Source organism: Paraburkholderia sp. GV068 (assembly GCF_003058125.1).
Taxonomy (GTDB): domain Bacteria; phylum Pseudomonadota; class Gammaproteobacteria; order Burkholderiales; family Burkholderiaceae; genus Paraburkholderia; species Paraburkholderia graminis.
The window spans coordinates 152,905-173,274 of record NZ_QBUB01000009.1; the positions used below are offsets into that span (position 1 = coordinate 152,905).

At 63.5% G+C, this 20,370-nt stretch carries 19 protein-coding genes and 1 pseudogene; 6 read left to right on the forward strand and 14 right to left on the reverse strand.

From position 1 onward, the window contains the following. Positions 1-124: 124 nt before the first annotated feature. Positions 125-403 (reverse strand): hypothetical protein, encoded by a 279-nt coding sequence (locus C8K18_RS33345; RefSeq protein WP_044020994.1) that lies wholly within the window; start codon positions 401-403, stop codon positions 125-127. A gap of 20 nt (positions 404-423) precedes the next feature. Between C8K18_RS33345 and C8K18_RS19500 the strand changes: the two genes are divergently transcribed. Next, positions 424-1,716: an aspartate carbamoyltransferase gene (locus tag C8K18_RS19500; protein ID WP_006049281.1), complete on the forward strand. Its 1,293-nt coding sequence runs from the start codon at positions 424-426 to the stop codon at positions 1,714-1,716. 61 nt (positions 1,717-1,777) lie between these two features. Here the strand turns inward: C8K18_RS19500 and C8K18_RS19505 are convergent, their stop codons facing one another. Together C8K18_RS19505 and C8K18_RS19510 are read right to left on the reverse strand one after the other, a co-directional pair. After that, positions 1,778-2,620, reverse strand: coding sequence for an alpha/beta hydrolase family protein (locus C8K18_RS19505; protein WP_107708926.1), 843 nt, complete (start codon positions 2,618-2,620; stop codon positions 1,778-1,780). Positions 2,621-2,805: 185 nt separating this feature from the next. Then, positions 2,806-3,582, reverse strand: a complete 777-nt coding sequence (locus tag C8K18_RS19510; protein ID WP_107708928.1) for an NAD(P)H-dependent oxidoreductase — start codon at positions 3,580-3,582, stop codon at positions 2,806-2,808. A 76-nt stretch (positions 3,583-3,658) separates the two neighbouring features. On the opposite strand from C8K18_RS19510, the gene C8K18_RS19515 reads away from it, so the two are divergent. After that, positions 3,659-4,567 (forward strand): LysR family transcriptional regulator, encoded by a 909-nt coding sequence (locus tag C8K18_RS19515; RefSeq protein ID WP_107708930.1) that lies wholly within the window; start codon positions 3,659-3,661, stop codon positions 4,565-4,567. Between the two features lie 18 nt (positions 4,568-4,585). On the opposite strand, the gene C8K18_RS19520 is transcribed toward C8K18_RS19515, so the two are convergent. Next, positions 4,586-5,479, reverse strand: coding sequence for an aldo/keto reductase family oxidoreductase (locus tag C8K18_RS19520; RefSeq protein WP_107708932.1), 894 nt, complete (start codon positions 5,477-5,479; stop codon positions 4,586-4,588). A 117-nt stretch (positions 5,480-5,596) separates the two neighbouring features. Here C8K18_RS19520 and C8K18_RS19525 point away from each other — a divergent pair. The 3 genes and pseudogenes from C8K18_RS19525 to C8K18_RS19535 all read left to right on the forward strand — a co-directional run bounded on the left by C8K18_RS19525 (position 5,597) and on the right by C8K18_RS19535 (position 8,471). Next, a pseudogene (locus C8K18_RS19525) lies at positions 5,597-6,492 on the forward strand (LysR substrate-binding domain-containing protein). A gap of 104 nt (positions 6,493-6,596) precedes the next feature. Beyond that, positions 6,597-7,823: a sensor histidine kinase gene (locus tag C8K18_RS19530; RefSeq protein ID WP_006049275.1), complete on the forward strand. Its 1,227-nt coding sequence runs from the start codon at positions 6,597-6,599 to the stop codon at positions 7,821-7,823. Positions 7,824-8,093: 270 nt separating this feature from the next. Beyond that, positions 8,094-8,471 carry a DUF2917 domain-containing protein gene (locus tag C8K18_RS19535; RefSeq protein ID WP_006049274.1) on the forward strand — a complete coding sequence of 126 codons (378 nt, stop codon included), beginning with the start codon at positions 8,094-8,096 and terminating at the stop codon, positions 8,469-8,471. 104 nt (positions 8,472-8,575) lie between these two features. Here C8K18_RS19535 and C8K18_RS19540 read toward each other — a convergent pair whose 3' ends face one another. The 9 genes from C8K18_RS19540 to C8K18_RS19580 all read right to left on the reverse strand — a co-directional run bounded on the left by C8K18_RS19540 (position 8,576) and on the right by C8K18_RS19580 (position 17,955). Continuing rightward, complete coding sequence (locus tag C8K18_RS19540) at positions 8,576-9,157, reverse strand: hypothetical protein (protein ID WP_107708934.1); 582 nt, start codon at positions 9,155-9,157, stop codon at positions 8,576-8,578. Between the two features lie 232 nt (positions 9,158-9,389). Continuing rightward, entirely contained in the window at positions 9,390-10,592 is a 1,203-nt protein-coding gene (gene pcaF / locus C8K18_RS19545) for a 3-oxoadipyl-CoA thiolase (RefSeq protein ID WP_053859514.1), read from the reverse strand. Positions 10,593-10,963: 371 nt separating this feature from the next. Continuing rightward, positions 10,964-11,944 carry a D-erythronate dehydrogenase gene (denD, locus tag C8K18_RS19550; protein WP_107708937.1) on the reverse strand — a complete coding sequence of 327 codons (981 nt, stop codon included), beginning with the start codon at positions 11,942-11,944 and terminating at the stop codon, positions 10,964-10,966. A 50-nt stretch (positions 11,945-11,994) separates the two neighbouring features. Further along, complete coding sequence (gene otnI / locus C8K18_RS19555; RefSeq protein ID WP_006049270.1) at positions 11,995-12,780, reverse strand: 2-oxo-tetronate isomerase; 786 nt, start codon at positions 12,778-12,780, stop codon at positions 11,995-11,997. A 76-nt stretch (positions 12,781-12,856) separates the two neighbouring features. Continuing rightward, positions 12,857-14,191, reverse strand: coding sequence for an MFS transporter (locus tag C8K18_RS19560; RefSeq protein WP_107708939.1), 1,335 nt, complete (start codon positions 14,189-14,191; stop codon positions 12,857-12,859). A 73-nt stretch (positions 14,192-14,264) separates the two neighbouring features. Beyond that, complete coding sequence (locus tag C8K18_RS19565) at positions 14,265-14,963, reverse strand: aldolase (RefSeq protein WP_107708941.1); 699 nt, start codon at positions 14,961-14,963, stop codon at positions 14,265-14,267. Then, complete coding sequence (gene otnK, locus C8K18_RS19570; protein ID WP_107708943.1) at positions 14,963-16,270, reverse strand: 3-oxo-tetronate kinase; 1,308 nt, start codon at positions 16,268-16,270, stop codon at positions 14,963-14,965. The genes C8K18_RS19565 and otnK overlap by 1 nt, the downstream gene beginning before the upstream one ends. A gap of 15 nt (positions 16,271-16,285) precedes the next feature. After that, a complete protein-coding gene (gene ltnD / locus C8K18_RS19575) occupies positions 16,286-17,176 on the reverse strand; it encodes an L-threonate dehydrogenase (RefSeq protein ID WP_107708945.1) in 891 nt (296 codons plus the stop codon). A 74-nt stretch (positions 17,177-17,250) separates the two neighbouring features. Continuing rightward, positions 17,251-17,955, reverse strand: coding sequence for a FadR/GntR family transcriptional regulator (locus tag C8K18_RS19580; RefSeq protein ID WP_107708947.1), 705 nt, complete (start codon positions 17,953-17,955; stop codon positions 17,251-17,253). 236 nt (positions 17,956-18,191) lie between these two features. Here C8K18_RS19580 and C8K18_RS19585 point away from each other — a divergent pair, with 236 nt between their 5' ends. After that, on the forward strand, positions 18,192-19,016 hold the full coding sequence (locus C8K18_RS19585) for an IclR family transcriptional regulator (RefSeq protein WP_006049264.1): 825 nt from the start codon (positions 18,192-18,194) through the stop codon (positions 19,014-19,016). Positions 19,017-19,091: 75 nt separating this feature from the next. On the opposite strand, the gene C8K18_RS19590 is transcribed toward C8K18_RS19585, so the two are convergent. Beyond that, positions 19,092-20,282, reverse strand: coding sequence for a M20 aminoacylase family protein (locus C8K18_RS19590; RefSeq protein WP_107708949.1), 1,191 nt, complete (start codon positions 20,280-20,282; stop codon positions 19,092-19,094). Between the last annotated feature and the right edge of the window lie 88 nt (positions 20,283-20,370).

The following is a 20,370-nucleotide window of genomic DNA, read 5'->3' on the forward strand; positions in this document are numbered from 1 at the left end:
CTTTCCTCTTGCGTCGATGAGCGACCGTATCGATTCCGGCAGCGTGCGAAGGAGAAAGACAGGAAGGACCGCCGAAGCGCGTGATCCGCTGTTCCGTCGCATCTGACGGAACAGCGTGCTCCGGTCAGATGAGCGGCTGTTTTTTGGCTTTGGCGCTGAACTCCGGGCTGCATTGCTCGACGCGCGGCGCGTTCGAGAGCGAGCGGCGTGCGCGGCGTGCGGCCGCCGCGTCTGCGAATGCAGAACGAAGCGCGGTCGACGGGCAGAGTCGGAGAAGTTGGCCGGAGAGCATGAAGCGCAGTGTAACCGCGCCGCGCGCAGCTTGGCAAAGCGCATCTTGAAATTGCTTGACTTCTATCGCGGGCAAATTAATATACGCATCGCGTATATCCGGCGCAGCCACTCCGACAGACAGGTGCCTTCATGAGCGTCCCGCAACAAGCCTTTCTCCGCGACGCCATGCGGCGTCTGAACATGACGCGCGAGACCTTCGCGGGCCGCATCGGCGTGTCGCGAAGAGCGCTGGATACGTGGCTTCTGCCGGACGACTCGCAGGAATCGCGCGCGATGCCGGAGATTGTCGAGCGTTTCGTGTCCGAGATCGTCCTGCATGGCGAGCCGGGTGAAAAGTATACGCAAAGCGTAGATTCGCAATCGCTCGCGAGCCAGATGCTGTGGGAGGGCAAGCCGCAGTTGCTGTCGGTCGATCAGTTCTCGCGCGACTCGGTGGAAGCGCTGTTTCGCGTCGCCGACATCATGCAGCCCATCGCGCGGCGCCGAAAAATCTCGCGCGTGCTGGAAGGCGCGGTGCTCGGCAATCTGTTCTTCGAGGCCAGCACGCGAACCCGCGTGAGCTTCGGCGCGGCCTTCTGCCGGCTCGGCGGTTCCGTCTGCGACACGACCGGCTTCACGTTTTCGTCGATGGCCAAGGGCGAGTCGATCTACGACACGAGCCGCGTGATGAGCGGCTACGTCGACGCGCTGGTGATCCGCCATCCCGAGCAAGGCTCGGTGGCGGAATTCGCGCGCGCGACCAACGTGCCGGTGATCAACGGCGGCGACGGCCCCGGCGAACATCCGAGCCAGGCGCTGCTCGACCTCTACACCATTCAGCGCGAATTCTCGCGGCTCGGCAAGATTGTCGACGGCGCGCATATCGCACTTGTCGGCGACCTCAAATATGGGCGCACCGTGCACTCGCTCGTCAAGCTGCTGGCGCTCTATCGCGGCATCAAGTTCACGCTGATCTCGCCGCCCATGCTGGAAATGCCGGGCTATATCATCGAGCAGATTTCGCGCAACGGGCATGTGATCGAACAGACTCACGATCTGCCGAGCGGGCTGCGCGGCGCCGACGTGGTGTACGCGACGCGCATTCAGAAAGAACGCTTTACCGACGAATCGTTCGAAGGCTACACGCCCGACTTCCAGATCAATCAGGCGCTGGTGGACAGCGTGTGCGGCACCGATACGCTGATCATGCACCCGCTGCCGCGCGATAGCCGGCCGGGCGCGAACGACCTGAGCGTGGACCTGAATCACGATTCGCGGCTTGCGATTTTCCGGCAGACCGATAACGGCATCCCGGTGCGGATGGCGATATTCGCGGTGCTGCTCGGCGTCGAAAAACTGGTTCAGCATTCGATGCGCGACGCGGCCTGGCGACCGCCCGCCTATCTCGGACCGGACGATGCGGTGTTTCATGGCATCGACTGAAGCTGCCTCGGCAGTTTAGTTCGGTTACCGAAATAAATCGCGGCAGTGCTGCGGCAACACATCAAGCTATCGCGCTGCTGCCGTTGCGTCTGAAACCGGCCGCGAAGAACTGCACCTGGTACTGCACTGCATTCGCCCAGTACTTCCACGTATGGCCGCCGGGCCGCTCGGCATACCGATGCGGCACGCCAAGCTCGACGAGCCGCGCATGCAGCATCCGGTTCGAGTGCACGAGCGAATCGTTCGTGCCGCAGTCGATCATCAGCGCCATGTGCGCGCTCGCGAAGCTGCGCGCGTGTTCGACAATCGCCTCGCTGTTCCAGAAGTCCGCGTGCCGCGCCGGATCGCCGAACACCTGATCGATGCCCGGCTCGTCCTCGCAACCGCGCGGATCGACTGCGCCGCTCATGCTGCCGGCCGCGCCGAATTCGTCCGGCCGGTCGAGCGCGATATGCAGCGCGCCGAATCCACCCATGCTCAAGCCGGTGATCGCGCGCGCGTCTTTGGTTGCAATCGTGCGGAAATGCATGTCGATGTAGGCAACGACTTCGGTGCCGACATACGTGGCGTAGCGGCTGCCCGCATCGACGGGACTGTCGATGTACCAGCTTTCGCGCCCGCCGTCCGGCATCACGAGGATCACGCCGTAGCGGTCGGCGAGTTTGCCGATAGGCGAATTGGCGGTCCAGTCGGTGTAGTCGCCGCCCGAGCCGTGCAACAGATACACAACCGGGAAGCGGTCGGCCGCGTTGCTGCGCGCATAGCGGTCGGGCAACACGACTGTCGCTTCCAGAGACTTGTGCATGGCCGCGCTCGGAATGGTCACGACACGGGACTGGAACGCCCATGCGGGAGCGGCGGCAAGCAGCATCGCGATCAGCCAGACAAGACGTGCTGTACTCATATTCGTCGCTCTCCCTTCTACATGTGCGGACAACACAGTCGATGCAGCAGCGGCTCTGCATGCGGGGCGGCAAATTCCAGCGACGACTCTAGCAACGGCGACTTACAGCCAAATTTCAACGAACCCTACGATTCGCTTCACTCCATGCGCGACGCATGCGTGGCGAACATGCGCGCGCGATCCCGCTATTTGACATGCACGCTCAGGCCCTCGCGGCCCGGCGCGATGTCGTCCTTCAGCGTCAACTCGGGAATCTGATAATCGCCGCCGTTCTGCGGACGGAACGGTATCGGCGCCGTATTCCAGAGATTGTCCAGACGCTCGCCGAGCGCATCGCGTACTTCAAGATATTTTTCTTCGTCGATGCGGCTCGTGCGATACACGACGAACGGCGGCAGCACGTCGAAGCCGGGGTAATAGAGAATGCCGTGCTGGATCGGGAACAACACATCGTCGATGGGACCATTGATGCCGCGCGGACTGTAGTGCGATTCCCAGCCGCCCGTGGTGACGACGAGCATCGCGCGCTTGCCGGCTAACATGCCTTCGCCGTAGCGGTCGCCCCAGCGCGCATCGGAATGCTCGCCCACGCCGTACGCGAAACCATAGGCGTAGACGCGCTCCACCCAGCCCTTCATGATCGCGGGCATCGAGAACCACCACAGCGGGAATTGAAAAATGACCGCATCGGCCCATTTCAGCTTCGCCTGTTCCGCGGCGATGTCCGGGCTTTGCAGCCCATTCTCGAATGCATGCTTCGACGCGCGCGACGGGTCGAAGCGTTCGCCTGTTGCAGGCGCGAGGCTATCGGCTGCATCGAGTGGCGCCTTCCAGTTCATCGCATACAGATCGGAGACCTGAACCGCGTGCCCCGCTTCCTGCAGGCGCTTGACGGAGAAGTCCTTCAGCGATCCATTCAACGACCGCGGTTCAGGATGAGCATAAACAATCAGAACGTTCATTTTGCGTCGCCTTGATTCATGTGGGAATGCACCCACGATAGTGGCCGGCGCGGTATATTGGAAATGAATTGCTGATATGACAGGTATAGCCGGGAATAATCTGCGCAAGCTCGACCTGAATCTGCTCGTCACGCTCGACGTACTGCTCGCGGAACTCAACGTGACGCGCGCGGCGGAGCGGCTGAATTTCTCTCAGCCGTCAGTAAGCGTGCATCTCGCGAAACTCCGCGATGTGCTCGGCGATCCGCTGCTGCTGCCGGGGCCGCGAGGCATGCGCGCCACCGCGCGCGCCGAGGCGCTGCGCGAGCCGTTGCGGCAGGCGCTCGAAGCATTGGAGCAAGCGGTCGCGCCCGCGCGTCCTTTCGACCCGGCGCAGGCGACGCAAACCTGGCGCATTGCCGCGACGGACTACGCCGAGTCGACCATCGTTCTCCCGGCGTTGCAAGGACTGCGCACCGCAGCGCCCGGCACGCGGCTGGCGGTCGTCGAGGCCGTGCCGCCGCGTATCGCGAAGCAGGCGGAACAAGGCGAGATCGACCTCGGCTTTCATACCAGCGAAGACGCGCCCGCCGGCTTGCGGCGGCGCGTGCTGTTTGCCGAGCGTTATGTGCTTGCCGGACGCGCGGATCATCCGCGTCTCAAACGGCGGCCCACGTTGGCGCAGTTTTCGAAGCTCGAGCACGTGATCGTGTCGCCGGACGGCGGCGGCTTTGCCGGTGTCACGGACCAGGTTCTGGCCCGCGCCGGTCTCACGCGCAGAGTCGTGCTTTCCGTTCCGCACTTTCTGTTCATGATCTCCGCGCTCGCGAACAGCGACCTCGTGGCGATGGTGCCCGCGCGGCTCGTCCGCGATAACGCTGCGTTACGCGTGGTCGAGTCGCCCGTCGAAGTCCCCGGCTATGAAATGGCGATGCTGTGGCATGAGCGCTCGCATCGCGATCCGGCCCATCAGTGGTTGCGCGCGCATATCGCCGGTTCGGTTTGATGAAGCGTCATGCGCTGACTAGCTCTGGCCGTCAACGTGACCATTGCCGCGGCCGATCGCATCCAGCTTCGCGAGAATCTCGCCGCTCAGTGTCAGGCTGGCCGCCGCCAGGTTCTCGCGTAGATGCGCGACCGACGAGGTGCCCGGGATCAACAGAATGTTGGACGCGCGCTGCAGCAGCCAGGCGAGCGCCACTTGCATCGGCGTCGCGCCGATGGTTTGCGCGATCTCCGTCAAAGCCGACGACTGGATCGGCGTAAAGCCGCCCAGCGGGAAAAACGGCACATAAGCGATGCCTTTATCCGCGAGTTGATCGATCAGCGCGTCGTCGGTGCGGTGCACGAGGTTGTAGTGGTTCTGCACGCAGACAATCTTCGCGATGCGCTGCGCCTCGGCCACTTGCGCCGGCGTCGCGTTGCTCAGGCCGATATGGCGAATCAAACCGCGCTGCTGAAGCTCGGCGAGCGCGGTGATCTGCTTTTCGATCGACCCTTCGCTCGGCGCGTGCACGTCGCCCATCAGCCGCATGTTGACTACCTCGAGCGCGTCGAGCCCGAGGTTGCGCAGATTGTCATGCACGCCGCGCTCCAGATCCTGCGGCTCCTTCGCCGCCAGCCACGCGCCGTCGCTGCCGCGCACCGCGCCCAGCTTCGTGACGATCACGAGATCGGCGGGATACGGATGCAGCGCCTCGCGAATGAGCTGGTTGGTGATATGCGGGCCATAAAAGTCGCTGGTATCGATGTGATTCACGCCTTGCGCCACCGCCTCGCGCAGCACGGCAAGCGCGGCGTCGCGATCCTTCGGCGGGCCGAACACGCCCGGTCCCGCGAGTTGCATTGCGCCATAGCCCATGCGCCGGATCTGGCGGCCGGCGAACGGGAAGGTGTCGGTGATTTCGAGGTTCGGCATCAGGCTCTCCTTGCTGGTAGTTGAAGCGCAGTATGGCCGGGATTGCACCGTTTAATAAAGCGGGCTAACGTGCACGGGTCGTGCAAAAAAACGAACAATCAAAAACGAACCATCGCCATGGAATTAAACGACCTGACCGCGTTCATCTCGGTCGCACGCGCGGGCGGCTTTCGCGACGCGGCGCGCAGCAGCGGCGTTTCCGCTTCGAGCCTGAGCGTCGCCGTGCGCCGGCTCGAAACAAAGCTCGGCTTGCGTCTGCTGAACCGTACGACGCGCAGCGTCGCGCCGACCGAAGCAGGCGTGCGTCTGCTGGAAAAGCTGACGCCGCTTTCAGCGAAATGGAAGCGGCACTCGACGTGCTCAACGGCTTTCGCGAGCAGCCGAGCGGCACGCTCAAACTGAACGTGCCCGCGAGCGCCGCGCGCATCGTGCTGCCCGATATCATCGCGCCGTTTCTGAAAGCGTATCCGGACATACGCGTCGAAGTGTTCGTCGAGGACGGCTTTGTCGACGTGCTTTCGATCGGCTGCGATGCCGGCATCCGTTACGACGAACGGCTCGAGCAGGACATGATCGCCGTGCCCATCGGTCCACGCGTGCAACGCTTTGCGACGGCTGCCGCGCCGGACTACCTCGCGCTTCGCGGACGCCCGCAACATCCGCGCGAGCTGCTTTCGCACGCTTGCCTGCGCGGCCAGTTTGCCGGCGGCGCGATGCCGACCTGGCACTTCGAGCGCGACGGCGACGTGGTGCAACTGAATCCATCCGGGCCCCTGCTCGTGCGGCCGGGAGCAGCAATGGACCTGCTGATCAACTCGGCCGTCGCGGGCGTCGGCGTGATCCATCTGTTCGAACCCATGCTTCGGCCGCATCTCAACAGCGGTGCGCTAGAACCGATTCTCGAACCGTGGTGGCAGCGCTTTTCCGGACCTTTTCTGTATTATCCCGGCCACCGTCATGTGCCGGCGCCGCTGCGCGCATTCGTCGATTTTCTGAGGGACCGCAACGCATGACGTGACCGGCCCGCAATTTCGACGCCACGCCGCCGATTTGCGGTGATAATGAGCTGCCGCCATTGCAGCGACGCACTTCCCAAAACCTGATCGACCGCGCCATCATGAACGACAAACGCGTTAGCCCGCTGCGCAACTTCGCCGGTTTCATTCGCGCCGAGCGGCTCCGACTAACAGAGCAATGGATGAACGCGGTTTTCGGCGACGCCGACCTCGTGGAAGCCGACAAGCTCACGTATCAGCAACTCGCCGACCATCTGCCGGAAATTCTCGAAGGCTTGTGCGCGGCGCTCGATATTGAAGACCTGGAAAGCGTCGAACCGGCCATCGAACGCGATGCCCGAAAGCACGGCCTGGTGCGCTGGCGCCAGGGCTATCGCATCGAAGAACTCGTGCGGGAACTCGACCTTTTCCACCAGGTTCTCGCCGATGCACTCGAAGACTACGCGTCGCGCGACGGCACATTCACGCGCCGGCATGAGCGGCGCGCGCGCCGCATGATCGCCGAAACGCTGAGCGTCGTCACGCTCACGTCGATCAGGGAAGTGGTCAGCGAACGCGACCGCAAGATCGACGAATACACCGGGCGGCTCGAACGCGCCAATCACGAACTCACGCTGAAGCAACGGCTCGTCGGCGAATTGTACGAGTCGCGCATGCACATCACGCGAAGCGTGGTTCACGATCTGCGCAACTTCCTGAACGCGTTTTCGATGGCGCTGCAACTGATCGCCCGCGCGCCCGCGAAAGCCGACACCGCGCTGACTCTGGCCAACCGGCAGGCGGAAGACATGAAGGCGCTCGTCGAGCAGATGGTCGAGTACTCGGTGATACTCGGCGACGGCGCGCCGTTGACGCCCGAACAGGTCGATCTGCATGAACTCTTCGAGGAACTGGTTGCGTCGTCGCGGCCGTCCATCGAGGCAAAGGGGCTGACGCTGCGCTCGGCATTCGATCCGGCGCTGCCCGCTGTGACGTCGAACCGTTTGAAGCTTAAGCAGATCGCCGTGAATCTGCTTACCAACGCAATCAAGTACACGCAATCAGGACAGGTCGAGTTGCACTTTGCGATGGCCGGTCCGGAGCATTGGTCGATTCGCGTGTCCGATACCGGCGTGGGCATCGCGCCCGCCGATGCGGATCGCGTCTTCCATGAATTCGAGCGCGCGGCGGACGACGACATTCCCGGCACCGGGCTCGGACTCGCCATCGTGAAGGAACTGTGCCGTGTGCTGGGCGGACACATCGAGTTCGTGTCGCGCGAGGGCGTGGGCACGACGTTCACGATCCGCTTTCCGTTGACGCTCGAGGAGGAGCGGTTGCAGAACTAACAGCATCCGCCACCGCGGCTACGGAAAATAGCGGCCGAATTCCGTTGACAGAGCGTGCGGCAAAACGGCACACTCGATTCATGTTCACGCACACCTCCATCGCCGTCGCGATTAATCACCCGAAGCGAGCCGTCATCGGCTGGCCTTTGGGAGCATGTGCGCGTTAGCAGTCTGAATCTGTAAAACAAGCCCCCAAGGCCCCGCCGGTAACGGAAGGGGCCTTTTGTTTTGTGGGCGCCTCCGTCAGCCGGCTCTATAACGGAGAGCAAGATGGATCAGGCAAGCCCGCAGTGCATGGACGACGACGCACGTGTTCTGGCGTATCAGCAGGACGAGCGTCTGCCGAAGGTGGTGGTGCATTTCCCCGTCGCGCCTGGCGCGACGCTGACATGGCGTGTCGAAGCCGACAGCACGCTCGCGGTGAACGGTGCGCGTCTTTGGCTGACGCGCGTTAGTTCGCCTTACGATCACTGGTTGGTGCCGGGTCAAACGTTCAGCCTGCAGCGCGGCGAACGCATATGGCTCAGCATCGACGGCGAGCGTACGGCGCATGTCTCGCTGACTTATCTGTTGCCCGCACAGGGCTTGTTCAGGCGTTGTCTAAGCCGGCTCGCCCGCCTGGGCCTGGGACCGCCGACACCGCGTTGACATGCTTCCCGCGTGCGAAACACGCTCGCGAAAAGTGCAACGGCGCGATGGTCTCTTGCAGGCCATCGCGCCGCGCAAATACTCATGCTTTACCGAATTGTGTCTTACTGCGTATCTTGCGGCGTGACCTCGACGGCCGCAGCGGAGACGAACACCGCATGGATCGTATCGCCCACTTTCACACCGGTCAGATCGACTTGCGGACCGGCTTCTAGCGTCTGCGTCTGATAGGCGCCGCGCAGCGTGACGAGGCGCCGTTTGCGGTCGATCTTCTGCACGGTGGCAAGCACTTCAACCTGGCGCGCCGATTCGAAGCCCCCCGAAGCCGGCGCATAAACCTGCGTATCGACACGTTCGCGAATGCCCTTGCCTTTGCCGTCGACACGATCCGCCTTCACGAGCAGCGCGTTCTTGTAGAGCGCATCGACACGATCGCCGACTCTGAGCTTCTCGAAGCCGGCAACTTGCTGACCCACGAGCACGACCACCACGTTACCGCCTGCGCCCTTCAGCGTCAGCGCGCGGCTGCCGGGATCGATACCCACGATCGTGGCCCTCAGATGCACCGGCTGCACCGCGCTCACGATATCTTGCGCGGCGCTCGCCATCGCGTCTTGCGCCCATGCCGGTTGAGCCGCCGCGAGCACCGCTGCTGCCAATGCCGCTGCAATCGTCGCTGACTTCATTTACGCTCTCCTCGATGAATCGCCCTTTATTCAATGCGCATTTCGCATCGCTCAATACGCATATATTCAGGACGCTTGATTAAAGGTGCAGCGCAAAGATTGTACATGCCTTACAGAAAGCTTCAATCGCGCGAAGGGCCGCAGGCATCGATGCAAAAAAACAGCCTCTTCGCTGTTGGGCGAAGAGGCTGTTGTGCGCAGAGCGTTATCTAACGCAGATGCGTTCAGAACATCACACGCGTTCGATGGCGATTGCAATTCCCTGTCCGACGCCGATACACATCGTGCACAACGCGAAGCGCCCTTGCGTGCGCTGCAACTGGTACATCGCCGTGGTGACGAGACGCGCGCCGCTCATGCCGAGCGGATGACCCAACGCGATCGCGCCGCCATTCGGGTTCACGCGTGCGTCGTCGTCGGCCACGCCGAGCGTGCGCAGCACCGCAATGCCTTGCGACGCGAACGCTTCGTTCAGCTCGATCACGTCGAACTGATCGATCGTCATGTTCAAACGCGCCAGCAGTTTTTGCGTGGCGGGCGCCGGGCCGATGCCCATCACACGCGGCGCGACGCCGGCCGTCGCGATGCCGAGCACGCGCGCGCGCGGCGTGAGGCCGAAGCGCTTCGCGGTTTCTTCGTTGGCGAGCAGCAGAGCCGCAGCGCCGTCGTTGACGCCCGACGCGTTGCCCGCGGTCACGGTGCCGTCCGGGCGCACGACGCCCTTCAGTTTCGCGAGCGTCTCGAGGCTCGTTTCGCGCGGATGTTCGTCTTGCGATACGGTGATCGGATCGCCCTTCTTCTGCGCGATCGTCACACCGACGATTTCCTGCGCGAGCGTGCCGTCCTTCTGCGCGCGCGCGGCTTTTTGCTGGCTGCGCAGCGCGAACGCATCCTGATCGGCGCGGCTGATGTTGTAGTCGGTCGCGACGTTTTCGCCGGTCTCGGGCATCGAGTCGACGCCGTACATCTGCTTCATCAACGGATTGACGAAACGCCAGCCGATGGTCGTATCGTAGATGTCCGCCTGGCGCGAAAACGCGCTGGTCGCCTTGCCCATCACGAACGGCGCACGGCTCATGCTTTCGACGCCGCCCGCCACCATCAACGCGGCCTCGCCCGATTTGATCGCGCGCGCCGCGATGCCGACCGCGTCCATGCCCGAACCGCACAGGCGGTTCACGGTCGAGCCGGGCACCGCCTGCGGCAAGCCCGCGAGCAGCAGCGACATGCGCGCGACGTTGCGGTTGTCTTCGCCGGCCTGATTGGCACAGCCGTAGATCACGTCGTCGATGGCGTTCCAGTCGACGTTCGGGTTGCGCTCCATCAGCGCCTTGAGCGGCACCGCGCCCAGATCGTCAGCGCGAACCGACGACAGCGAACCCGCATAGCGGCCGATGGGTGTGCGAATCGCGTCGCACAGGAATGCTTCGGACATGTGATGTCTCCAGTGATGTACTGCGCGCGGCGCCGGCAGAAGCGCACGGATGAGTCGGGCATCGGCCGGACAGGCTGCCGGGCGGTACTCGCGGGAATTCAGCTTAGCGCAGGATAGTGAACGATGCGTTCGAGTCGCTGGCCGTTTTGTTCTTTATGCGAACAGACGGTCATATATCGAACAACAAGACTCGATGATAGGCGCGCGGCGGAAACGCTGTCAAGCGAACGCCGGCTTGCACCAGGGAATACGTGAGAAGCCGGAACGCGCACGGCAAAGTGTCTGACGATTGAGGCGCTCGCACCGCGGCCCGTGTTTGCAAGGCCGCGGCGCGAGGCTGGAGGGACGTTTGAAGGGACGCTAAAGGGACGTCAGCGGAGCGAGATGCCTTCGTCGGCGATATAGCCGCGGATCACATCGGCGAAACTTTGATCGCCGCGCAAGCCGAGCTGCTCGGCGCGCGACGTATCCCATCGTCCGGGCCAACTGCCGACAATCTTTTCCACGCGCGCATCCGCCTGCCACACGATCCGTTTCGCGACTTCGTCGCCGGCCACTTCGCGCAACGCCGCGACCATCTCGTCGACGCTGACTGAAATGCCGGGCAGATTCAGCACGCGCTGGTTGCCGAGCGCGGCGGCATTCAGCTCGAGGCCGGCGATCAGGCATTCAATCGCCTTGCGCGGCGACAGCAGCCACAGGCGCGTCGAGCCGTTGACCGGACACACGGCCTCTTCGCCGTTCAGCGGCTCGCGGATAATGCCGCTCGCGAACGACGACGCCGCTGCGTTCGGCTTGCCCGGCCGCACGCTGATGGTCGGCAGGCGCAGAACGCGTCCGTCGACGAAACCGCGCCGCGAGTAATCGTTGAGCAGCAACTCGGCGATCGCTTTCTGCGCGCCGTACGACGACTGCGGATTGAGCGCCGTATCGTTCTTCACGACCTCGGGCAACTCGCCGCCGTACACCGCGACCGAACTCGTGAACAGCACGCGCGGCCGGTGTCCGCGTTGCCGGCAGACATCCAGCAGCAGACGCGACGCATCCAGATTGATGCGCATGCCGAGATCGAAATCCGCTTCGGCCTGCCCGCTGACGATCGCGGCAAGATGACAAATCGCCGCTGTCTGGCCGTCGATCGCGCGCTCGAGCACGCTGCGCTCGGCGATATCGCCGACTTCGGTGCGCACGCGGCTGTCGCCGAAATCGTTGGCCTGCACGACGTCGAGCAGCACGAGTTCCGTGAGTGCTTGCGGCGCGCCCTGCGCGTCTTTCAACGAACCGCGCGCGAGCAGTTCACGCGCGAGGCGCTGACCGAGAAAACCTGCACCGCCGGTAATGAGTACTTTCATGATTCGCTTGAGTCCTCGTGTTGGGTTATCAGGCCGCGCTCAGGCCGCCTTCACGCTGCGTTCAGATAAGGCTTTAACCAGCCGAGTCCCGCGGACGTCGCGGCGCGCGGCCGGTATTCGCAGCCGATATAGCCGTCGTAACCGAGCGCGTCGATCACCTCGAACAGATATGGATAGTTGATCTCGCCCGTGTCCGGCTCGTGCCGCTCGGGCACGCCCGCGACCTGAATGTGGCCGATGCCCGCGAAATCGCGCCTTAGTTTCATCGCGAGATCGCCTTCGACGATCTGGCAGTGATAACAGTCGAACTGCACCTTGAGATTCGGCGCGCCGACTTCCGCGCAAATGGCTTGCGCTTCATCTTGCCGGTTGAGAAAAAAGCCCGGCATGTCGCGTGTATTGATCGGCTCGATCACGATCGTGATGCCCTCCGCTTGCGCGGCCTTCGCGGCATGCGCAAGGTTTTGCAGATACACCTCGCGATGCCGCTCGCGCGGCTGATCGGCGGCGATCAGGCCGGCCATCACATGCAGCTTGCGATTGCCAATCACCCGCGCGTAGTCGAGCGCGGTGTCGATGCTGCGGCGAAACTCGTCTTCACGTCCCGGCAGCGTCGCGATGCCGCGCTCGCCGCTTGCCCAGTCGCCCGGCGGCGCATTGAAGAGCGCTTGCGTGAGGCCGTTCGCATCGAGACGCGCCTTGATTTCTTCCGCGCGGAAATCGTAGGGGAACAGAAACTCGACCGCTTTGAAGCCGTCTTTCGCCGCGGCGGCGAAGCGGTCCAGGAAAGCGTGCTCGTTGTACATCATCGACAGATTCGCGGCGAAGCGAGGCATGGCGGCAACTCCTTTGAAGCGATGTTCGGCGCGCGGCAAACAACACCAGGCAATGCGTAAGCCGCGCGCAGGACGATTAACGGTTGACCAGTCTCGCGGGCGTGAGCCACGTGGCAATCGCGCCGATCACCAGCATGCCGGCCAGCACATACATGCCGGACTGCGTACTGTGCGTCAGGTCCTTCAGATACCCGATCATATAAGGGCTCGCGAAGCCCGCGAGATTCCCGATCGAATTGATGATCGCGATGCCTGCCGCCGCGGTCGCGCCCGACATGAACGCCGTCGGCAGCGACCAGAAAAGCGGCGCGCAGGTCAGCACGCCGGCTGCGGCGAGCGATAGAAACGCAATCGACACAACCGTGTTGCTCGCGAACGAAGCCGCCACCGTGAAGCCCACCGCGCCGAACAGCGCCGGCACGATCAGATGCCAGCGGCGTTCGCGGCGCTTGTCGGCGCTATGGCCCATCAGATTCATCACGACGATCGCGCAGAGAAACGGAATCGCGCTCAGCAAGCCGATATTGAACGCACCGCTAACGCCTGTCGATTTGATGAGCGTCGGCATCCAGAACGTCAAACCATATTGGCCGGTGACGAAAGCGAAATAGATCAGCGACATCCACCACGTGCGCGGATCGCGGAACACGGCGCGCAGCGAATGCGCATTGGCTTTTTCCTTCGGCTGCGATGCGGCGATTTCATCGCTGAGCAAGCGCTTTTCGGGTTCGCTCAGCCACTTCGCGCTCGCGATGCCGTTGTCGAGATACAGGATCGTCGCAATGCCGATTGCAACCGCGGGAACCGCTTCGATCAGGAACATCCACTGCCAGCCTGCGAGACCCGAGCTGTTATGAAACGACTGCATGATCCAGCCGGACAGCGGATTGCCGAAAATGCCCGACACGGGAATCGCCGACATGAACACCGCAATGATCTTCGCGCGCCGATGCGACGGGAACCAGTACGTCAGATAAAGAATCACGCCAGGATAGAAACCGGCTTCGGCGAGACCGAGCAGAAACCGCAAGATATAGAACTGCGCGGGCGTCTTGACGAACACGAACAGCGCCGACATCACGCCCCAGGTAATCATGATTCGCGCAATCCAGATACGCGCGCCGAGCTTGTGCATCAGAATATTGCTCGGCAACTCGAACAGAAAATAGCCGATGAAAAACACGCCCGCGCCGAGGCCGAACACGGTTTCGCTAAACGCGAGATCCTGCGACATTTGCAGCTTGGCAAAGCCCACGTTCACACGGTCGAGATAAGCGACCACGTAGCACAGCATCAGGAACGGCACGATGCGCCAGAACACTTTCTTGTAGGTACGCTCGATTTCCGCGGCGCCGGGTTGTCCCAGGGCCGCCGCAATCGGCTGGCCCGATACGGCCTGATACGAACTCATGCAATGTCTCCTTGGATGGATGTGTGATGCGTCGCCTTGGGCGATCTAGCTTTGGATGGTCCGTTGCAACCGGCTACCAGCGCGCGCCGAACACGCTGCGCAGTTCTTCGAGCGCGGCTTCGGTAAGCGGCGCGGGCCGCGAATTCGTCATGAGCCACAAACGTGCGGTTTCCTCGAGTTCTTCGAGTGCATACGACGCCTGCGCGACCGAGCGCTCCCACACCACCGGACCGAGCCGCTCGAGCAACACCGCGCGAACGCTGCCGGCCAGCGCGGCGATTTGCGCGGCGACTTCCGGATCGCCTGGCCGGCTGTAACGAATCAGCGGGACGTGGCCCACTTTCATCACGTAGTACGGGGTGATCGGCGGCAGTACGTCGCTCTCGTTCCACACGCCCGCAAGCGTAAGCGCGACGAGATGCGTCGAATGTGTATGCACGATGCCGCGCGCCTCGCTGTTGCGCGCATAGATGCCGCGATGCAGCGCGAGCGTTTTCGACGGCTTGCCGCCCGACACCGCGTTGCCGTCGAGATCGACTTTGGCGATGTCGGCGGGATCGAGGCGGCCGAGGCACGCATCCGTCGGCGTGATGAGCCAGCCGTCGTCGAGACGCGCGCTGATGTTGCCGGCGCTGCCCACGGTATAGCCGCGCTGATAAAGACTCGCGCCCGTTATGCAGATTTCTTCGCGCACGCGCGCTTCGTTGGTTGCGTGGATGGCGGGGGCGCCCTTCGTTGCGCCGGTCGTTGCGCTAGTCAGTTCACTAGTCATCAAGCGGCTCCGTTCAGATGGCGCAGCGCTTTTTCGAAGAAATCCGTTGCGCCGAAATTGCCGGACTTCAGCGCGAGCGCGAGCGGTTGAGAACCGGTCGTCGCAGTCGCCGGCACGCCCGGATCGATCTGCGCGCCGATGCGCAAACTGTGCACGTCGAGCGCCTGCACCACTGCGCCCGATGTCTCGCCGCCAGCCACGACGAACTTGCGCACGCCGCGCTCATAAAGACCGCGCGCAATCGACGCCAACGTGGCTTCGACCAGATGCCCCGCCTTATCGACGCCGAGTTCGCGTTGCACCGCTTTGACTTCGTCGGGCGTGGCGGTTGCATAGATCAGCATCGGCTCGCCTTTGTCGAGGTGCGTCTGCGCGAATGCGAGCGCCTGTTCGACGACGGCCTCGCCGCGCGCGGCCGCGAGCGGATCGATGCGAAACGCGGGACGCGTGTCGCGCCACGCCGCGACTTGCGCGTTGGTCGCTTTCGACGCGCTGCCCGCGAGCACCGCCGACAAACCTTCGACGGCCGGCAGTTGCGCCGCATCGTCTTGCGGCTGAAGCAAGCCCGCGCGGCGAAAGTTGGCCGGCAAACCGAGCGCGATGCCCGAGCCGCCCGTGATCAGCTTGAGATCGGCGCAGGCTTCGCCGAGCACGTACAGATCGGCGTCGGAGACCGCATCGGCGATTGCCATGCGTGCGCCCTGCTTACGCAACGCGTCGAACGATTCGCGCACTGCCGCGGCGCCTTTTGCCACCGCGTCGTAGCGCACGAGCCCGACTTGCGATTGCGTCTGACGTTGCAGCACGCGCACGAGGTTCGCGTCGCGCATCGGCGTGAGCGGATGATTCTCCATGCCGGACTCGCTGAGCAATGCATCGCCGACAAACAGATGCCCGCGAAAAATCGTGCGTCCGTTCTCCGGAAACGCCGGGCATGCAATCGTGAAAGCGCTTGCCTTGTCGTCGGCGCAAAGCGCGTCGAGCAACGCATCGGTCACCGGGCCGATGTTGCCCGCATCGGTCGAATCGAACGTCGAGCAATATTTGAAAACGAACTGGCGGCACCCTTGCGCGCGCAACCAGTCGAGCGCGGCGAGCGATTGCGCGACCGCATCGGCGGCCGGAATCGTGCGCGACTTCAGCGCGACGACGATTGCGTCCGCCGCGATCGTTTCGCCATCCTGAGGAATGCCGATGGTCTGCACGGTGCGCATGCCGCCGCGCACCAGCATATTCGCGAGGTCGGTCGCGCCCGTGAAATCGTCGGCGATGCAGCCGAGCAGCGCGCGTTGGGTCGTAGCCGTCATGGCAGGCGCTCCCGCTTACTTGGCCGCCGGCACGTCGATGCCGGGGAAAATCTTGATGACCGCGGAATCGTCCTCGCCGCCGTGGCCGGCCGTGGACGCCATCATGAACATCTGATGCGCCGCCGCCGAGAGCGGCAACGGGAATTTCGAGCGGCGCGCGGTATCGAGCACGAGGCCGAGATCCTTGACGAAAATATCGACGGCCGACAGCGGCGTGTAATCGCCATTGAGTATGTGCGGCACGCGGTTTTCGAACATCCACGAATTGCCCGCGCTGTGCGTGATGACGTCGTACAGCGCGTCGGGATCGACGCCTTCGCGCAAGCCGAGCGCCATCGCCTCCGCCGCCACCGCGATATGCACGCCCGCGAGCAACTGGTTGATGATCTTCACCTTCGATCCCGCGCCATGCGCCGAGCCGAGGCGGTAGACCTTGCCGGCCATCTTCGCCAGCACGTCCTCGCAGGCCGCATAAGCCGCGGCGGGGCCGGACGTCATCATCGTCATCTCGCCGGATGCCGCGCGCGCCGCGCCACCCGAGACCGGTGCATCGAGCATCTGCAAGCCGGCTGCTTCAACACGCTTGCCGAGTTCGATCGCGAAGTCGGGCGCGACCGTCGCGCTCGCGATCACGACGCCGCCCGGCTTCATCGCCGAAACCGCGCCTTGTGCGCCGAACAGCACCGCTTCGGTTTGCGCAGCGTTGACGACCAGCGTGACGACCACCTCGCATTGCGCGCCGAGTTCGGCGGGCGATGCGCAACCCACGCCGCCCTCCTTCACGAAGGCTTGCAGCACTTCACTGCGCAGGTCGCACGCGTGAACGCGAAAGCCCGCGCGCAGCAACGAGCGCGCGACGCCGAGGCCCATTGCGCCAAGACCGATGACACCAACATTTCTGGACATGCTCGAACCTCTCTGAAGTCTGTTAAGTGCTCACGCGAATCGGCGCGGGAATGCGCCGGGCACAGGGCCTTGCATCAGCGAATGCCCGCTTCCGCGAGCCGCCGTGCGGCGTTGTACATATGCGTTCGCGCCGCATTGCGCGCGGCCATCGGATCGCCCGCGCGAATCGCGGCGGCAATGGCCGCATGCTCTTCGCGCACCTGACGCGAAAAGTCCTCGCGCAACGCTTCATTGCGACGCGTGACGACCGTGCCGGCCTCGAGATACTGGTTCAGGAACGTGAGCGTTTTGAGGAAATACGGATTGCCGGTAGCCGCCGCGATCGCGCGATGAAACGCGACGTCTTCGGTCACGCCGTCTTCGCCCTCGGCGACAGCCTCGTCGATCTTCGCGAGCGCGGCATCAATGGCCATCATGTCGGCGTCGGTGCGGCGCATCGCGGCCTCGGACGCGACTTCGGCTTCGATCGCCCGCCGCAGCGCGAGAATCTGCACGACGGAGCCAGGCTCGACCGCTTCCGCGTAGTCGATACGCAGCGGCCGCACCGTCCCATGCGCCGCGACGAACACGCCGCTGCCCTGACGCGGCTCGACCACGCCTTCATTCTTCAGCCGCGAGATCGCCTCGCGAATCACCGTGCGGCTCACGCCGAACTGTTGCGCGAGCACGGCCTCGGTCGGCAGCTTGCCGCCGCGCGTGAACGTGCCCTTGTCGATCTGCTTGAGAAGCTGCTGCGCGACCGTGTCGCTCAATGCGCGCGCTGGAATCTTGTCGAACATGCACTGCCTCGTTGTCATGTTATCGGGTCATCATACAAATTTTCGATGCGGGCGGCATCCTCGGATACCCTGGGTTTTTCAAGCGCAGGGTGCTTAAGTTGGCGAAACAGAAGGCTTAAGCTATCGTCACGCCTTTGCGCATCCGCATGTTGATCAAGCGTCGATCACGGTCGATCGAGGTCGATTCACTCGACGCCAGCGGTGCCCGAGCCCTTCGAACGCATTCTTCCAGGTCCATGAGCAAAGCCTTGCCGCCGTCCTCCGACGTTTCCGCCAGCGCCGAACCGGCCCCGGACAAACCGGGCGACTCCTACGTGCAGTCGTTCGCGCGCGGCCTCGCGGTGATTCGCGCGTTCGACGCGAAGCGCCCCGAACAGACGCTCACCGACGTCGCCGCCGCGACCGGCCTCACGCGCGCCGGCGCGCGCCGCATTCTGCTGACCTTGCAGACGCTCGGTTATGTCGAAGCCGAAGGGCGCCTGTTCCGTCTCACGCCGAAGATTCTGGACCTCGGCTTCGCGTATCTGACGTCGATGCCGTTCTGGAATCTCGCCGAGCCGGTGATGGAGGAATTGTCCGCGCAGGTTCACGAGAGCTGCTCGGCGGCCGTGCTCGACCGTACCGAGATCGTGTATGTGCTGCGCGTGCCGACGCACAAGATCATGACGATCAATCTGTCGATCGGCAGCCGCTTGCCGGCGTATTGCACGTCGATGGGCCGCGTGCTGCTGTCCGCGCTCGACGACGAAACGCTCGACGCAACGCTGAATTCGTCGCCGCTTTACGCGCACACGCCGCGCACGGTGACGGACAAGGAAGAACTGAAGAAGCTGATCGCGCAGGTGCGCCGCCAGGGCTGGGCCATCGTCGATCAGGAACTCGAAGGCGGTCTGATTTCGCTGTCCGCGCCGATCCGCAATCGGCAGGGACGCGTGATCGCCGCGATGAACATCAGCGGCAATGCGCAGCGCAATTCCGCGAAGCAGATGGTGAAGGCGTTTCTCGAGCCGCTGCAACACGCGGCGCAAAGCGTGTCGGAGATGGTGGCGCGGCGCGGGTGATGGCGCTGGCGCTTGTGCTTGCGCTTCTGCGTGAATAACGTTGAAGCACAAGCGCCGCTGCCTGCGTCCAGGCGTCTAGCGGCTCAGATACCGTTCCACAAGACGCGTCCAGAACGCGGCGCCCACCGGCAGATTGCGGTCGTTGAAGTCGTAGTGCGGGTTGTGCACCATGCAGCCGTCCTCGCCGACTCCGTTGCCGATACGCAAGAACGTGCCCGGCCGCTGTTGCAGCATGAACGCAAAGTCTTCGCTGCCCATGAGCATGTCCGTCTGCGCGACTACCTTGTCGTCGCCCACCAGTTCGCGCGCGACTTCGATTGCGAAATCTGTTTCGTGATCCGAATTAATCACGACCGGATAGCCTTCGATATATTCGACGATGGCCTTGCCGCCATAACTTGCGGCCTGCGTTTCGGCGAGTTCGGTAATGCGCTTTTTCAGCAGCGCGCGCACTTCGGCGCTGAACGAACGCACGCTCAGTTCCAGCTTCGCCGTGCTTGCGATCACGTTGTTCGCCGTGCCCGCATGCATGGAGCCGACCGTCACCACCGCCGGTTGCGACGGATCGACGTTGCGCGCGACGATCGTCTGCAACGCCATTACGATGCTCGCGGCGATCACGACCGGATCCACCGTCAGATGCGGACGCGCCGCATGACCGCCCACGCCTTCGATCGTGATGATCGCCTTGTCGCCGGCCGACATGAACGGCCCCTTGCGAAACAGCAGCACGCCCGGCTCCGCGCCCGGATGATTGTGCACACCGAACACGGCGTCGCACGGAAAGCGCTCGAACAGGCCGTCTTCGATCATTTTCTTCGCGCCGCTGTCGATGCCGCTTTCTTCGGCCGGCTGAAAGTACAGGTGCACCGTGCCCGAAAAATTGCGCGTGACCGCGAGGCGTTGGGCCGCGCCGAGCAGCATCGTGGTGTGACCGTCGTGGCCGCACGCGTGCATCTTGCCGTGCGTGCCGCTCGCATAAGGCAAACCGGTTTCCTCGACGATCGGCAACGCGTCCATGTCCGCGCGAATGCCGATGCTGCGTGTGCCCTCGCCCGCTTTCAACGTACCGACCACGCCGGTTTCACCGACACCGCGCGTCACCTGCCAGCCCCATTCTTCGAGTTTGCCGGCGACGAGCGCGCCCGTCTGCAATTCCTCGTAAGCCAGTTCGGGATGGCGATGGATGTGATGGCGAATATCACGCAGGCTTTCGGCGGCGGGAATCAGATCGGCTAGTTCGGTCAAACGCGCGGTTTCGCTCATTTTTCAAGGGACTCCGTGATGGGTGAAGCTGAATGAAGGCAGATGCAAAGGCGGCCGTAAGCGTGACGCACGCTCACGCGGCTCGATG